The organism is Streptomyces sp. PT12 (assembly GCF_003311645.1).
Classification (GTDB): domain Bacteria; phylum Actinomycetota; class Actinomycetes; order Streptomycetales; family Streptomycetaceae; genus Streptomyces.
In genome coordinates this window covers 15,594-31,129 of record NZ_QEST01000020.1, presented here as the reverse complement: position 1 = coordinate 31,129, position 15,536 = coordinate 15,594, and the positions used below count along the sequence as shown (strand labels likewise).

Annotated in this window: 13 protein-coding genes, 1 rRNA gene and 1 pseudogene; 7 read left to right on the top strand and 8 right to left on the bottom strand. The window is 72.4% G+C overall.

Annotation, left to right across the window (positions count from 1 at the left end; genetic code table 11):
- Positions 1-83: 83 nt before the first annotated feature.
- A 5S ribosomal RNA gene (gene rrf / locus DEH69_RS02555) occupies positions 84-200 on the top strand.
- 105 nt (positions 201-305) lie between these two features.
- The gene (locus DEH69_RS02550) at positions 306-803 is read left to right on the top strand and encodes a GNAT family N-acetyltransferase (protein ID WP_113685218.1); all 498 of its coding nucleotides are present in this window, start codon (positions 306-308) and stop codon (positions 801-803) included.
- Here DEH69_RS02550 and DEH69_RS02545 read toward each other — a convergent pair.
- From DEH69_RS02545 to DEH69_RS02525, 5 genes are read right to left on the bottom strand one after another with little or no spacing between them, the layout of a single operon-like run.
- Complete coding sequence (locus DEH69_RS02545) at positions 775-1,995, bottom strand: hypothetical protein (RefSeq protein WP_113685217.1); 1,221 nt, start codon at positions 1,993-1,995, stop codon at positions 775-777. The two genes, DEH69_RS02550 and DEH69_RS02545, sit on opposite strands and share 29 nt — an antisense overlap.
- A gap of 9 nt (positions 1,996-2,004) precedes the next feature.
- The gene (locus DEH69_RS02540) at positions 2,005-3,417 is read right to left on the bottom strand and encodes an ATP-binding protein (RefSeq protein ID WP_113685216.1); all 1,413 of its coding nucleotides are present in this window, start codon (positions 3,415-3,417) and stop codon (positions 2,005-2,007) included.
- A gap of 43 nt (positions 3,418-3,460) precedes the next feature.
- Complete coding sequence (locus DEH69_RS02535) at positions 3,461-5,017, bottom strand: SCO6880 family protein (protein ID WP_113685215.1); 1,557 nt, start codon at positions 5,015-5,017, stop codon at positions 3,461-3,463.
- Positions 5,014-6,345, bottom strand: coding sequence for a hypothetical protein (locus DEH69_RS02530; protein WP_113685214.1), 1,332 nt, complete (start codon positions 6,343-6,345; stop codon positions 5,014-5,016). The genes DEH69_RS02535 and DEH69_RS02530 overlap by 4 nt, the downstream gene beginning before the upstream one ends.
- Complete coding sequence (locus DEH69_RS02525; RefSeq protein ID WP_113685213.1) at positions 6,335-7,156, bottom strand: hypothetical protein; 822 nt, start codon at positions 7,154-7,156, stop codon at positions 6,335-6,337. Before DEH69_RS02525 ends, DEH69_RS02530 begins: the two co-directional genes overlap by 11 nt.
- Positions 7,157-7,323: 167 nt before the next feature.
- On the opposite strand from DEH69_RS02525, the pseudogene DEH69_RS33545 reads away from it, so the two are divergent.
- Positions 7,324-7,602, top strand: a pseudogene (locus tag DEH69_RS33545) (hypothetical protein); the annotation flags it as partial.
- Between the two features lie 30 nt (positions 7,603-7,632).
- Here the strand turns inward: DEH69_RS33545 and DEH69_RS02515 are convergent.
- Positions 7,633-8,790 carry a sigma-70 family RNA polymerase sigma factor gene (locus tag DEH69_RS02515; RefSeq protein ID WP_113685211.1) on the bottom strand — a complete coding sequence of 386 codons (1,158 nt, stop codon included), beginning with the start codon at positions 8,788-8,790 and terminating at the stop codon, positions 7,633-7,635.
- 142 nt (positions 8,791-8,932) lie between these two features.
- Between DEH69_RS02515 and DEH69_RS02510 the strand changes: the two genes are divergently transcribed.
- Positions 8,933-10,453, top strand: a complete 1,521-nt coding sequence (locus tag DEH69_RS02510; protein ID WP_181727218.1) for a TerD family protein — start codon at positions 8,933-8,935, stop codon at positions 10,451-10,453.
- 52 nt (positions 10,454-10,505) lie between these two features.
- Here the strand turns inward: DEH69_RS02510 and DEH69_RS02505 are convergent, their stop codons facing one another.
- Positions 10,506-11,375: an Fpg/Nei family DNA glycosylase gene (locus DEH69_RS02505; protein WP_113685209.1), complete on the bottom strand. Its 870-nt coding sequence runs from the start codon at positions 11,373-11,375 to the stop codon at positions 10,506-10,508.
- A gap of 416 nt (positions 11,376-11,791) precedes the next feature.
- Entirely contained in the window at positions 11,792-12,751 is a 960-nt protein-coding gene (locus tag DEH69_RS02500) for a hypothetical protein (RefSeq protein WP_113685208.1), read from the bottom strand.
- Positions 12,752-13,105: 354 nt separating this feature from the next.
- Between DEH69_RS02500 and DEH69_RS02495 the strand changes: the two genes are divergently transcribed.
- From DEH69_RS02495 to mqnE, 3 genes are all read left to right on the top strand, one after another.
- Entirely contained in the window at positions 13,106-13,762 is a 657-nt protein-coding gene (locus tag DEH69_RS02495; protein WP_113685207.1) for a UbiX family flavin prenyltransferase, read from the top strand.
- 98 nt (positions 13,763-13,860) lie between these two features.
- Positions 13,861-14,322: an Lrp/AsnC family transcriptional regulator gene (locus DEH69_RS02490; RefSeq protein ID WP_113685206.1), complete on the top strand. Its 462-nt coding sequence runs from the start codon at positions 13,861-13,863 to the stop codon at positions 14,320-14,322.
- 42 nt (positions 14,323-14,364) lie between these two features.
- Positions 14,365-15,531, top strand: coding sequence for an aminofutalosine synthase MqnE (gene mqnE / locus DEH69_RS02485; RefSeq protein WP_113685205.1), 1,167 nt, complete (start codon positions 14,365-14,367; stop codon positions 15,529-15,531).
- Positions 15,532-15,536: the final 5 nt, after the last annotated feature.

Genomic DNA, 15,536 nt, shown 5'->3' with positions numbered 1-15,536 from the left:
TACTAATAGGCCGAGGGCTTGTCCGCAGATGCTCGCGTCCACTGTGAATTCTTGACTGGCTGGAGACTGTGTTCTCGCAGTGTTCCGGTGGTCATGGCGAGAGGGAAACGCCCGGTTACATTCCGAACCCGGAAGCTAAGCCTCTCTGCGCCGATGGTACTGCATGGGGGACCGTGTGGGAGAGTAGGACACCGCCGGACAATTCTTGGTAGAGGTCCCGCTCGATTGTCGAGCGGGGCCTTTTCTTTGCCCCAAGACTGGGGAAAATCATTGCGGCGGGGGCACGCCGGTGCGAGCATCTGGCCATGGCGTACACGATCCGGCAGACGCGGCGCGCGGACTGGGACAAGCTCAGACGGCTCCGGCTGGCCGCCCTCCAGGATCCGGTGGCGCCCGTCGCGTTCTACGAACCCTACGAAGAGGCCGTCAGGCTCACCCGGGGCGACTGGGAGCGCCGCGCCTCGGGCGGGCGGCAGGTCACCTTCATCGGCGAGACCGAACGCGGCGAGTGGGGCGGCATGGTCGGCGCCTACCTTCGGCTCGGCATCGCGCATGTCATCGGCGTCTACATGCTTCCCGAGCACCGTGGCACCGGGCTCGCCCGGCAGCTCATGGAGGCCGCGATCGACTGGGCCGGGGGACACGAAGTGCGGCTGCGCGTCCACCAGAACAACCCGCGGGCCGCCCGTTTCTACGCCTCACTCGGCTTCGAGCCCACCGGCGACCGCGACACCGACCCTCGCGATCCCGCCCTGCACGCCTACGAGCTGGCGCTCAGAAGCGGCTCGGCTCCACGCCGGTGACCTCGAGCGTGGGCTGCTCGGCCAGCAGCGCGTCCACCAGGGCGCCTCGCAGCCCCGCCGTCTCCCGCTGATCCCCCACCACGAACAGCGTCGCGCCCTCGCTCGCCAGATTCGCCAGGGCCAGCGCGTCCGCCCTACCCGCCGTGCACGCCTGGCGGATGTGCAGCTGGTCGAGGCCGCTCAACGCCCGCCCGATCAGCACCAGGGCGGCGTCGCGGCGCACCGGGTGCGACGTCAGCGTGCTCTCCAGCTCCATCGACGCGCCGCCCGCCGCCCGCGGATGGGCGCGCAGCACCTTGGCTGGCTCCCCCGACGACCTGCCGTGTGCCCAGCGGTGGACGTGCGTCAGCCCGTTGCCCGACAGGGCCGCCGCGTGCAGATAGCAGCGCAGCAGCGTCTCGGCCGCCTCCGCGTCCAGGCGGAAGATCGGCTCGGACGGCCTGACGGGTGCCAGGAGTTGACCCGCGCGGCGGCGGGCGACCGCCATGTCGTCGCAGCCGCGCTCGGGCGCCCAGCGCAGCCGGACCGTGGCGTCCGTCAGGTGCTCGGGGTCGTACACGTGGACAGGGCCAAGCCTGCCGCGTTGCCTCGCGGTGCTCGCGTGGAGCGAGCCGTCGGGGTCCCGCACGATCAGCCCGGCGGGCGCCGCGAGCACCGCGGCCGCCTCGTCGCGCACCGGATCGGGCGCGGGGGCCCGCGCGGGGTCCTGCGGGGGCGCCGCTGCGGGGATGGCCTCCAACGGGGGTGCCTGCTCGGGGTGTTCGGGGGGATCCGGTGGGCGGCGGCGTTCCGCCTCGCGGATCGCGCGGCGCGCCCGCCACGTCGCCACGCGGATCGACACCACGAGCACCGCCGAGAACAGCAGCACCAGCTGGACCAGCAGCATCAGCCACAGCATCGCCGCGGTCGGCAGCTGCCCCGAGGGCGCCCGCGGCCACGCGGCCTCGACATCGCCAGGCGCCGTCAGCAGCGAACGGATCGCCCGCGCCGTGTGCATGAACGTGACGCCATCGGGCCACGCCCCGTGGCGCAGCAGCCCGGCCAGGCCCGTCGCCGTCCATGTGAGAACGCTCGCGCCGACGAGGAAGGCGAGCGAGCCGACCAGCAGGGCGTCGGGCACCCCGCCGCCGCGCCGTTCGGGAGCCGCCTGGCCGCGCGAGGGGCCGCTTCGCTCATGCCGGTTGTACGCCATGGAGCCCCGCTACCCGACGCCCTGCCGCTTCTCGAACGACATGACGCGCGCCTCGGTCTCCGCCTCGAACGGGTCCGCCGCCTCGGGCAGCCGCTCCTCGGCGAGGAGCACCGACGACGACTCCGTCATCGCGCGGTCGGTGAAGACCAGCGGGCGCTCGGCCTCGGTGACCAGGTGCTTGACCACCTGCACATTGCCGTTGACGTCCCAGACCGCCATGCCGGGGGTGAGGGTCGGGATGATCTCGACCGCCCAGCGGGGCAGGCCGAGGACCTGGCCCGTGGATCTGGCCTCGTCGGACTTCTGGGCGTAGATGGTGCGCGTGGAGGCCATCTTGAGGATCGCCGCCGCCTCCTTGGCGGCCGCCCCGTCGACCACGTCGGACAGGTGGTGCACCACGGCGACGAACGACAGGCCAAGGCGGCGGCCGAACTTCAGCAGCCGCTGGAACAGCTGGGCCACCGAAGGCGAGTTGATGATGTGCCATGCCTCCTCGACCAGGAAGATGCGCTTCTTCCGGTCGGGCCTGATCCAGGTGTGTTCGAGCCAGACGCCCACGATGGCCATCAGGATCGGCATCGCGATCGAGTTCCGGTCGATATGGGACAGGTCGAAGACGATGAGGGGCGCGTCCAGATCGATCCCGACCGTTGTCGGGCCGTCGAACATGCCGCGCAGGTCGCCGTCCACCAGGCGGTCGAGGACGAGCGCCACGTCGAGGCCCCAGGCGCGGACGTCTTCGAGCGCGACGTTCATCGCGTCGGCCGCCTCGGGCAGCGGGTGCCGCAGCCGCTCCACGATGTCGGTCAGGATCGGCTGGCGGTCGGTCGTCGTCTGGTGCACATACGCGTGCGCGACCTTGAGCGCGAAGCCCGACCGCTCGTCGAGGGAACGCCCCAGCGCCACCTCGATGATGGTGCGCAGCAGTGCCAGCTGGCCCGTGGTGGTGATCGAGGGGTCGAGGGGGTTGAGCCTGACGTTCCCGTCGAGGGTGGCCATCGGGTCGAGCCGGATCGGGGTGATGCCCAGCTCCTGGGCGATCAGGTTCCACTCGCCGACGCCGTCCTCGCCCTGCGCGTCCAGGACCACGACCTGGCGGTCGCGGAACCGGAGCTGCCGCAGCACATAGGTCTTCTCCAGGGCCGACTTGCCGTTCCCCGACTCGCCGAGGACGAGCCAGTGGGGTGCGGGCAGCTGCTGGCCGTAGAGCTGGAACGGGTCGTAGATGTAGCCCTTGCCCGAGTACACCTCGCGGCCGATGATCACGCCCGAGTCGCCGAGGCCGGGCGCCGCGGTGGGCAGATAGACGGCCTGCGCCTGGCCCGTCGAGGTGCGCACGGGCAGCCGCGTCGTCTCGGTCCTGCCGAAGAGGAGGCTCGTGAACGCCTCCGTGATGAGGCTCAGCGGGTCGCGCGCTGGCATGACGGCACCTCCTGTCCCCTGGGCTCCGGCCGCGCGGGGGTCCTCATCGCCTGATCCCCGTCGCGAAGGGCAGCGTGTTGACGAACGCGCGGTGGTGCTCGCGATCGCACCATTCCAGCTTCAGATAAGACTTACCCGCTGAGGCGCGGATCGTGCGCTTGTCCCTGGCGAGCGCCTCGGGGTGGGGCGAGGAGACCGTGATGTAGCCGACGAGGTTGACCCCGGCCGCGCCTGACGCCAGGTCGTCGCCGCGCTGGTCGACGCGGCTGTGCGCGGCGACGTCGCGGGGGTCGACCGTGCGGTTCATCTTGGCGGCGCGGGACGCCTCGGCCTCGTCGTTGGTCTTCTCGGTGAGCATGCGCTCGATGGCGATCTCGGTGGGCTCGAGGTCCATGCAGACCGCGACCGTGCGGATCACATCGGGGGTGTGAACGAGCAGCGGGGCGAGGAAGTTGACGCCGACCGGGGTCATGGGCCACTCCTTCACCCAGGCCGTGGCGTGGCACCAGGGCTCGCGGGTGCCGGACTCGCGGGTCTTGGCCTGGAGGTAGGTGGGCTCGCGCGCGTCGAGCTCGGCGGGCCAGGCGTTCCGCCGGGACATGGCCTGGATGTGGTCGATCGGGTGGTCGGGGTCGTACATGGAGTGGATCAGCGAGGCGAGGCGCGCCTCGCCGAGCGGCTGGCGGACCCGGATGTCGGCCTCGGTGAGGCGGGCGCAGATGTCGGTGAGCTCGCGGGCCATGATCACGGCGAGCGCCTCGTCCTGCGACATGCGCTGCCCGCGGCCCCCGCCCTTCCTGGCGGCGCGGGCGATGGTCTGCGCCTCGTGGCCGAGCTCGCGCGAGTGGTGCATGCAGGCCACCAGGTAGGCGCGGTGCTGCTCGCTCGATGTGGAGACCATGGACGCCAGTTGCTCGTAGGACTCCTGGATCCAGGCGGGGGCGCCGGTGTCGCCGCGCTCGCGCACGTCGTTGGCGTGGGCGTCGGGGTCGGCGGGGAGGGTGCGGGCGAGCATCTGGAGGCGGGTGACGTGACCGTCGCCGTTCGCCACGTGCTTCAGCAGCGTGCCGAACCGCTCGACCAGGGCCTCCTGGTCCTCGCTGTCGCGCAGCCCTACGCCGGGGCCCTCGATCTCGATGGCGGCGGTGACGGTCCCGCGGTCGCTGTGCAGGAGCACGGCGAGCTCGTCGGGGCCGAACGCCGCCGCGAGCCAGCGGACCCGGCCCACTCCGGGGGGCGAGCCGACCTCGACCTCGGTGCCGTCGAGGCGGACCCCGGCCTCGGCGGCGCCCGAGCGATAGGTGGCGCCGCGGCGGTGGGTGCGGCGGAACGAGCGGTTGATCTCGAACCACTTGTAGAACGTGCGGCCCTGGTACGGCATGTAGACCGCGGCCAGTGCCAGGAAGGGGAAGCCGACGAGGCCGACCAGGCGCAGGGCCAGGGCGGGGATGAGGATGCCGCTCATCATGCCGAGGAACGCGCCCGCGACGATGAGGGCGATCTCGCCCGTCTCGCGGTTCCTGCCGACGAGGGCCTGGGGCCTGGACCGCCCGATGAGGTAGGTGCGGCGGCGGCCGAAGGTCTGGGGTGGAACGGTCACCTGTTACCTCCTCGGTTGCCCTGGCTCCCCGAGCGGCCGGTGCCGCCGGGGGACGAAGACGATGATGACCCGGACTGGCCCGTCCGGGTACCGTGCGCGGCGACTCCGCCCGCCACGGGGTTGGCCGGGCGGGCCGCGCCCCCACCGCCGCCCCCTCCCGCGCCGCCCCCTCCCGCGCCGCCCGCGGCCGCGCCGTCGCGCGTGCCATGGGTGCTCATGCCCTGGCGCAGCATCGAGGCCGGGGTAGAGACGGCGGCCTTGGCCGCGCGGCTCGAGGTGTCCTCGCGCATGGCCCGCTGGCTGACGATCTCGTCGCCGAAGCCGGGCACGAAGCGGTAGATCATGGCGGAGGCGAAGATGGCGAGCAGGATGATGGCCAGGCCCGAGATGATCGAGGAGACCGCGGTGGGCCCCTCATCCTCGGCGGAGGTCAGGGCCCCTGCCAGGCCGAGGACGATGACGATCACGGGCTTGATGAGGATGACCGCGATCATGATCCCGGCCCAGTTGCGGATGTGGGACCAGAGGTTCTTGTCGACCAGGCCCGCGTAGACGGCCGTGCCCAGCAGGGCGCCGACGTAGAGCATGGCGGCGCGGATGACCAGCTCGAGGGCGAGGACGCCCGCGGCCAGGATGGAGATCAGGGAGACGACGATCAGCATGATCGGGCCGCCGCCGATGTCCTCGCCCGCCTCGAGGGCGGCGGCGAAGTCGCCGAAGAACGCGTCGGAGTTGTCCCCTGTGCCCACGACGATCGCGTCGGTGACGCCGTCGGTGGCCGAGACGACGACATAGAGGATGAGCGGGGTGAACGCCGAGGCCATGACGGTCAGCCACAGGAAGCCGACCGCCTCGGTGATGGCGGTCGTCAACGGCACGCCCCTGATGGCCCGTTTGACGATGGCGAGGATCCACAGGATCAGCGTCAGAACGGTGGAGGCGGCGAACACGACGGCGTACTGGCGGAGGAACGACGTGTTGGTGAAGTCGACCGCGGTGGTCGAGTCGACCAGCTCCGACAGCTCGTTGACGATCCATGCGGCGGCGTCGGCGCAGGCGCGGGCCAGGGAGGACATCGGGTCGAGCGAGGCGCCGGAGCCCGCGCCCCCGCCCCCGCCGCCGTCGCCCGAGTCGGGGTTGCCCTCGCAGTACTCGCGCGCGGTGCCCGAGATCAGGTCGCAGGCGTCGTCCGTCTCGTTGCCGTCGTTGGCGTCGTCGTCCTCCTGCTCCTGGGCCGTGGCGCGGCTGGCCAGGAGCAGGCCGAACGCGCCGGCGCCCGCGAACGCCGTGCCCAGCGTCGCCAGGCGGATGCGGAGGCTAGCGCGCATACGTGAACCCTCCGTACTGTTGGATGGCTTCGGCGATCTCCTCGGCCCCGGAGACGCGGTCGTCCCCGCCCACCGGGGTGGGGCCCTGGGCCTGCTCGGTGTCCTGGACCTTCCAGTCCCCGTCCTCCCAGACGAGGGTGAAGGTGATGGTGAACCAGCTGGTGCGCACGGGGTTTCTCGACTCGGTGCCCGCCATGCCGAACAGCCCTGTGCACCAGACGGACACCTCGGCGGCGGTGTCGCTGTACTCGACGGTGGAACTGCCCACGGGCATCGTTCTGTTGACGAAGGTCATGCCGGTGGGGGCGACGCCTTCCGGGTCGAGGCCGATGTCTTCGTTCAACTGGGCACTGTAGCCCGAGTCGTACGAGGCGCGCAGGTCGTCGCGGGCGGCGGAGGCGCTGATGCTGTCGACGATGGTCCGGCGCTGGCCCTCGTTGAACATCTCGACGCCGCCGAGCGCCACCGCGTAGTTGGCCGCGGCGCTCTGGGCGCCCTGCTCGGTCTGCGCGTGCCCCGTGGGGATGCCGTTGAACAGGTCGTCAACGGGGCGCTCGCCGGTGGGCGCGGTCGGCCGCGCGCCCTCGCGGTCGCCGCCGTCGTCGCCCGGACTCCCGTCCTCGCGCGACTGGTTGGCGAAGACGATGGCGGCGAGGAGGACGATGATCACCGCGACGACGGTGAGGATGGAACGCCCGGGCGAGGCGGCGGGGCGGCGCGAGGGGGGCTCGTCCTGCTCGGGCAGCCGGGTCCGGGTGGGGGAGGGAACACGACCGGTGCGTGTGTCGTCGTAGTCGTCGCCGTAGCTCATGTTCGCGCCCCCTCAGCAGTGCTTGAGTCTATTGCCTCATCGCACGACGTTAGCGCCCCCGGCTGACGTTCCGCTTCCGCGTGGGGCGGTTGGGGCGTGGGGGTGCGATGGGGGTTGTGGGCGGGGTGAGGTGACGGCGGGTCGGGTGGTGGGCGCGCCGGGGGCCGATGAGTTCGGGAAGGGGGGCCGGTCTTCCTTGGCGAGGGGCGCTCGCGAGGGGTCCTCGCGCGTGGGGAAGGAGACCGGCGGTGCGCGGTCAGCTGTTCGTGATAAGGGGGCCGGTGGCGCGGGACGACGTGCCGGGGATCTGCGAGCGGCTCTCGGCGCACGTGCGCCGCGGCGGCATGGGCGACGTGACCGTCGACGTGGCGGAGGTCGGCGGCGCGAACGCGGTGGCGCTCGAGGTGGTGGCCAGGCTGCGGCTGACGGCCAAGCGCCTCGGGTGCGGGATCCGCTTCGTCAACATGCGCGCTGGCTTACCCGGCCTCGTCGGCTGGCTCGGCCTCGGGGAAGTCGGCCTCGGGGAAGTCGGCCTCGGGGAGGTGGGCCTCGGGGAGGTGGGAGGGGAGGCCGAAGAGGGGGAACAGCCGTGCCGTGTCGAGGAAGGCGTTGATCCCGATGACGCGCCCCCCTGATATCTCTATGACCTGGAGCGCCCACGGGCTGTGCCCTCCCCGCGGGTCGGGGCGGTACTGGCCGAAGGCCGCGCAGCCGTTCGCCGACGTGGGTATCAGCCGGGAGCCGCGGCACTCCTTGCCCTCGCCCACCATCCACGCCTCGATGTCGGCCGGGCCGCGGAACCAGAGGCCGAACGGCGGCATGGACAGCGTGGCGTCCTCGGCGAGCAGCGCGGTCAGGGCGTCCATGTCGTAGCTCTCGAACGCCTCCAGATACCGGGCGAGCAGCGCCTTGTGGTCGTCGGAGAGCGGCTCGGAAGGGTCGGACTCGGTGGCGCCCGCGGCGGCGAGGGTGGCACGGGCGCGCTGGAGCGCGCTGTTCACCGAGGCGACCGTCGTGTCCAGCAGCTCGGCGACCTCGCTGGCCTTCCACGCCAGGACCTCGCGCAGGATGAGCACCGCCCGCTGCTTGGGCGCGAGGTGCTGGAGGGCGGCGACGAACGCCAGCCGCACCGACTCGCGCGCCTCGGCCCGCTCGGCCGGGTCCTGCGGCAGGGCCCTGCCGTCGGGCATCGGCTCGATCCACGCCGTCTCGGCGAGCGGCGGGCCGAGCACGGCGGAGGCGTGCGGCGTCGGGGAGGTGAGGTCCATGGGGCGGGCGCGCTTGCTGCTGCCGCTCAGCATGGTCAGGCAGACGTTTGTCGCGATGCGGTAGAGCCAGGAGCGGACGGAGGAGCGGCCCTCGAAGCGGTCGTACGCCCGCCAGGCGCGGACCATCGTGTCCTGCACGGCGTCCTCGGCCTCGAAGGCGGAGCCGAGCATCCGGTAGCAGTAGCCGGTCAGCTCCTTCCTGTACCGCTCGAGGCTCTCCTCGATCCCCGGCCCGGCACCCGGGTCCTGAACCTGCTCCTGATCCTGCTCCTGATCCTGCTCCTGAACGTGGTCCCGGGCGTGGGCCCCGAGGTCGTGCCGAATAGGGTCCTGCCGGTGCTCTGCGGTCGCGACTTCGCTGGTCATCGGGGCTCCCCTGGCCGTCTCGCCGGTCGTTCGGTGCGTGGTGCGGCCAGACTAACCAGGGCCACTGACAATGCCCCCCTGGCGCGCTGCGGCGCATAAAGTGAGCGGGTACCGCGGTGAGTTCGCAGGGGGTGCGTGTGTGATGCAGGACCGGGTTCTCGACGGCAGGTACCGGCTCGGTCGCCAGCTGGGCGCGGGCGGCAGCGGCACCGTGTGGGAGGCGGTCGACCTCAGGCTCGAACGCCGGGTCGCCGTCAAGCTCGTCTCCACATCGACCGTGGGCCGCGACCCCAGGGCGCGGGAGCGCTTCGAGCGGGAGGCCAAGCTGCTCGCGGGCCTGTCGAGCCCGTTCATCGTCACCGTGCACGATGTGGGGGAGGCGCGTTTCGACGGAGAGACGGACGCCGTTCTCTACCTGGTCATGGAGCGGCTGCTCGGCCGCTCGCTCGACCGGCTGCTCGCCGATGAGCTGCCGCCGCTCGTGGACGTGGCGCGCTGGGGCGAGCACATCTGCCGGGCGCTCGCGGTGGCGCACGAGTCGGGCGTCGTGCACCGCGACCTCAAGCCCGCCAACGTCATGGTCGGCCCCGACGGCCTGGCCCGCGTGCTCGACTTCGGCATCGCCGCGGTGCTCGCCGAGTCCAGCGACCACGCGCGGCTCACGTCCACGGGCGTGGTGATCGGCACCCCCGCCTTCATGTCCCCCGAGCAGATCGAGGGCGGAACGGTCGGGCTGCCCAGCGACCTGTACTCCGCGGGCTGCGTGCTCTACGCGCTGGCGACCGGGCAGCCGCCGTTCGCCGGTGGCTCGCTGTACCAGCTGCTGCGGCAGCAGATGGAGAGCGCGCCCGCGCCGCCGAGCGCGCTGCGGCCCTGGGTGCCGAGGGAGTGGGACGCGCTGATCCTGGAGCTCCTGGCGAAGCGCCCCTCCGACCGCCCAGGGAGTGCGGCCGAGGTCGCCGACCGGCTGCGGGACCTGGCGTCCTCGGCGGTACGCGAGCCCGCGGCGCCCGTGGCGGCGGCGTTGACGTACCAGCCGACGCGGCTCGACTCGCGCGCCGATCCGAGGGCGGTGCTGCTGGCCAGCTGCACGCGGGACGGCGGCGGGCGGCTGCCGTTGGCGACCGGGCAGCGGATGCGCCTGGCCGATGTGCTGCCGGGCGCCGCGGCGTTCTCGATAGGGCTCGACTGGGCGGCGCCCGACGGCACGGACACCGACGCGAGCGCGCTCGTGGTGGGGCGGGACGGGCACGTGCGCTCCGACGAGCACTTCGTCTTCTACAACAACCCCGCGCCGCCCGGCGTCGGCGTGCGGCTGGGCGGGGACGAGCCCGAGGTCAGGTTCGGCGTTGACCTGCACGGCCTCCCCCCGGACGCGGACCGCGTGGTGCTGGTGCTCTCGATCCACGACGCCCAGGCCCGCGGCCAGAACCTCGCGGATGTGCGGCAGCCGCATGTGCGGCTGATCGACCCGTCGAACGACGAGGAGCTGCTGTGCTACGGCTTCCCCGCGGGGCCGCTGCGGGGCACCGGCATGACGATCGGGGAGCTGGTGCGGGAGGACGACGGGTGGTGGTTCGCCGCGGTGAGCCGGTCGTTCCCCGGAGGGCTCGCGGAGATCGTCGAGGCGCACGGGGTGGCGGTCGAGGCGGAGGCGGGCTGAAGCGGGCCAGGAAGCGGGCCAGGAACCGGCCGGTGTCCGGGGCTCCTCGGCGCTACTTGAGCAGCCGGGAGAGGCGGCGGTCGGCGAGCGGCTTGCCGCCCGTCTGGCACGTGGCGCAGTACTGGAGGGCGGAGTCGCGGTAGGACACCTCGCGGATGGTGTCGCCGCACACCGGGCAGGGCTCGCCGGTCCTGCCGTGCACGCGGAGCCCCGTCTTCTTCTCCCGCTTGAGCTGGGCGGCGGCCAGGCCGCGGGAGCGGTCGACGGCGGCGCGCAACGTCTCCTTCATCGCCGCGTGCAGGGCGGCGGCCTCCTCGGGGGTGAGCCGGGCGGCGATCTTGAACGGCGACATGCGCGCCGCGTGCAGGATCTCGTCCGAGTAGGCGTTCCCGATGCCCGCGAGCACGCTCTGGTCGCGCAGCACGCCCTTGATCTGGCGGCTCTCCCCCGCGAGCAGGTCGGCGAACGCGGCGGGTGTGCACGCCGGGCCCAGCGGGTCGACGCCGAGGCGGGCGATCCCCGGGACCTCGCGGGCGGGGTCGCGCACGCAGTACACCGCGAGGCGCTTCTGGGTGCCCGCCTCGGTGAGGTCGAACCCCGCGCCCTCGGGGTCGGCAAGCGCCACGCGCAGCGCGAGGGGGCCCTTGCCGGGCCGGGGTGGCGCGGCGGGCAGGGCATCCTGCCAGCGCAGCCACCCGGCGCGGGCGAGGTGGACGACCAGGTGGAGATCGGCCAGCTCGATGTCGAGGAACTTGCCGTGCCGCGCCACACCCGTCACCGTCCGGCCCTGAACGGCGGCGAGGGGCGGGTCGTAGGTCTTGAGGACATGGAAGGCGACGGGCAGCGCACGGGCCACCTCGGCACCGACCAGGCGATCGGTGAGGAACTCACGCAGCGCCTCGACCTCGGGAAGTTCGGGCATGTGTTGATGATATGCCCGGTTCGCTCCGCTGGGTTGGCCGTGGCGCTTCGCGCCGGGGCGGTCCGTGGCGGTTCGCGCCGGACCGGTGGGGGTGGTTGCGGTTTGGTGGGGTCGTTGCCTGGGTCTGTGGTGGTTTGTGCCGGGCCCGGTGGCCCTCCGGAGAGGGAGGCGGGTTGCGAGGAGTGGGCCTTCGCGTCGGGCTTGCTCCCGGTTTGCCGTGCCCCGGATGGGCAGTTGTGCACTGTGCGCCGGACCGTGGCGCTGGGCCCTGTTCTGGCGTGCGGAGCTGATCAGTCGTGTTCCCCTGCCAGGGGGCTTGTCGCCCGGTCCGGCCGGGAGGGCCGGGGCCGCCGCCCGGGTTTCCGGTCGGATCCGGGGGCGGTCCCAGGTTGGTGGGTGGGCGGGTCAGCGCGGCGTTACGGTTGCATCGGGCCCGGGACGTCCGCCCTGGTGGGGTCTTCCGCGCGGGATTCGTTCTGTTCGTTCAGGTACAGGAGGGCCACCGACAGGTCGTCCGTCGTCAGGGGGGTGGCCGGGGTCTCGGGGGGGGTGAGGTTCAGGGCCGAGCCGCCCGCGAGGGACAGGGTCAGGGGGAGGGGCGGGACCGCGTCGGGGGCGAACTGGGCTAGGTCCACCGAGGCGTTGGACAGCACGCCGTTCCTGATGGACAGGCGCGAGGTGACCTCGGCGTCAGGGGCGGCGGGCGCGTGCACCAGGCTCGGGATGCCGAAGCGCGCGCTCTGGTCGTCGAGCAGCGCGAGCAGCGGGCCGACCGCGCGGTGCGCGTCCCGCGCGGGCATGCGGACGTCGATCAGCTCCGCGCCGCGCTCCTCGCCCGCCGGGTGCAGCGACGCGCTGGAGCGCAGCGTGCTCTCCGCGCGGCCCACCGACTCCCACACCGCCGCCTGGTCGAGCAGCGCGCTCGCGTCGGCCAGGGCGCCCGCCGCCGCGGTGGCCGTGTCGGCGGGGACGCCGCCGTGCTCGGCCAGCGTCTCGGCGTACGACGCGAACGCGAACGGCTCCACCTCCACCCACTCCCCGCGCAGCGCGAGGGACGCGGTGGCCAGGGCGTCGGGCAGGTTCGCCGCGTCCTCCTGGAAGCGCTCCGCCCGCGCCACCGCCGCCTCGTCGCCGCCGTAGACGTCCTCCACGACCGCCTCGGCGCCCACCCTGGCATAGGTGCGGCCCTCCAGTTGCTTGACGCCCGCGACGTCGCGCCCGCCGAAGTTGAGGGTCATCGCGGCGTTCAACGGGTCGTCCGCGTCCAGGTCGTTCAGCCGCGACTCGTCGGCCGGGTCGCCCACGGACAGGGTGAGTTCGAGATTGGCCAGCAGCCTGGCCTCGGCCATCGTCGGCTCCTGGGCGCCCGTCGCCACGAGGTAGGCGTGGATCTCCTCGGGCGTCGCGTCCAGCGTCGCCTCGACCGTGACGCCCTCCCACGACAGGAGCTCGTCGACGGCGTCGGAGATCTCGAGACCGGCCCTGGCGTTCTGTACGACCTGGCACGCCCCGGCCGCCGTGGCCAGGACCGCGACGCCGCCGATGGCGCTCAGCCGCGTGAAAAACCGTCGGGTACCGATGGCTTCGCTCCTGCCTGTCCGTGGGGGTGGCCGGGGGTGGCCCCGGGGGCTTCGCCTCCAGTGTCCACGGGGCCAGGGGCGCCGCGTGCCCGGGGCGCCGTCTGTGGCCGAGGCGTCACCGTCCGGTAAGCCGCTTGTTAGCCTCGGTGCATGCGCCAGCCATGGATCGTGGGGGTCTCGGGGGCCTCGGGGACACCGTATGCCGCGGCCGTGCTGCGCGCGCTGCTCGATGCGGGGGAGTCCGTCGATCTGGTGGTCAGCAGGGCCGCCAGGCTGACGCTGCTCGACGAGACGGGGATCGCGTTCCGCGACGCGCACTGGGCCGACGACCTGCGGGTGTGGCTCGCGCGGGGCGCGGACGGCAAGCCCGACGCGTTCGACGGGGAGTTGGGGGGCGTGCGGTACTGGGCGGCGGGTGACCTGGCCGCGGGGCCCTCGTCGGGCTCGTACCCGGCCAAGGGCATGCTGATCGTGCCCGCGTCGACCGCGGCCGTCGCGGGTGTGGCGCTCGGGCTCTCCAAGGACCTGCTGCAACGGGCCGCCAGCGTGACCCTCAAGGAGCGCAGGCCGCTCGTGGTGGTCGTGCGGGAGACGCCGCTCGGCGGGCAGACGCTGCGGCAGCTGGTCGCGTTGAACGACGCGGGGGCCGTGGTGCTGCCCGCGACGCCCGCGTTCTACGCCGGGGCCACGCACATCCAGGACCTGGTGGACTTCGTCGCGGGCCGCGCGCTCGACGCGGCCGGGGTCGCGCACGCGCTCTACGGGCGGTGGAAGGGGACGCTCGGGGGAGGGCGCTCCGAACGGTGAGGTGACCGTTCGGCCCAGCCATCTTCAGGCCGTCGGGGGCTCATGCCTTAGATTCGTTCTCGTATGGGACCCGGCGGGACGAGAAGGGCGCGGCGACGATGGACGCGGTGGACAGGCAGCTCATTCAGGCGTTGCGGGAGAACGGGCGTGCCTCGTACGCCGAGTTGGGGCGCCTCGTCGGCCTCTCGGGGCCCAGTGTCACCGACCGCATCAACCGCCTTGAGGCGGCCGGGGTGATCACCGGCTACCGGGCGACGGTGGACGCGCGCTCCCTCGGGCTCGGGGTCACCGCGCTGATCGGGATCTCGCTGTCGGACGCGGTGGACCACGAGGATGTCGCGGCGCGGCTGCGGGAGCTTCCCGAGATCGAGGACTGCTGGTTCATCGCCGGGAACGACTCGTACATGCTCAAGGTCAGGGCGGGCGACGTCGACGGCCTCGAGCGCACGATCAGGCGGCTCTCTGGCACCAAGGGCGTCTCCCGCACCAGGACGACCATCGTGCTGTCGACCAAGTGGGAGAACCGGGTCGGCGAACTGCCCGACGACGCGCAGGCGTAGGCTCGATCGGGTCGGCGTGACGACGACGAGGAGGCACGACGCATGGACGCTGGGCTCAAGCGGGATCTCGAGGAGAAGGTCCTCGCGGGGGAGCGGCTGAGCCGTGAGGACGGCCTCGCGCTCTACGCCGCCGACGACCTGGCGTGGCTCGGCGGTCTCGCCCACGAGGTGCGGACGCGGAAGAACGGCGACGTTGTCCACTTCAATGTGAACCGCCACCTCAACATGACCAATGTGTGCACGGCTTCGTGCGCCTACTGCTCGTTCCAGCGCAAGCCGGGCGAGAAGGACGCGTACACGATGCGCATCGAGGAGGCCGTCAGGCTGGCCAAGGCCATGGAGGGCGACGCGCTCACCGAGCTGCACATCGTCAACGGCCTGCACCCGACGCTGCCCTGGCGCTACTACCCGCGTTCGCTGCGCGCCCTCAAGGAGGCGCTGCCCGACACGGTGTCGCTCAAGGCGTTCACCGCGACCGAGATCCACCACTTCGAGACCATTTCCGGTCTTTCCGCATCGGAAATCCTCGATGAGTTGATCGACGCCGGTCTTGAGTCGCTCACCGGCGGCGGCGCCGAGATCTTCGACTGGGAGGTCCGCCAGCACATCGTCGACCACCGCACCCACTGGGAGGACTGGTCGCGCATCCACCGCCTCGCGCACGAGAAGGGCCTCAAGACCCCGTGCACGATGCTGTACGGGCACATCGAGGAGCACAGGCACCGCGTGGACCACGTGCTGCGGCTGCGCGAACTCCAGGACGAGACCGGCGGGTTCCAGGTGTTCATCCCCCTGCGCTACCAGCATGACTTCGTGGACATGAAGGACGGCAAGATCCGCAACCGGCTCCAGGCCCGCACCACGATGGCCACGGGCGCCGAGGCGCTGCGGACGTTCGCCGTCTCCCGGCTGCTGTTCGACAACGTGCCGCACGTCAAGGTGTTCTGGGTCATGCACGGCGTGCAGACCGCGCAGCTCGCGCTCCAGCACGGCGCCGACGACATGGACGGCTCGGTCGTCGAGTACAAGATCACCCATGACGCCGACAACTTCGGCACGCCCGACAAGCTCACCCGCGAGGACCTGCTCGAGCTGATCCGCGACGCGGGGTTCCGCCCGGTCGAGCGCAACACCCGCTACGAGGTGGTCCGCGAGTACCCGGGGCCCGACCCCGACCGCCGCGAGAGCCCGCAGCCGATGCGAGTGTGAGCGGG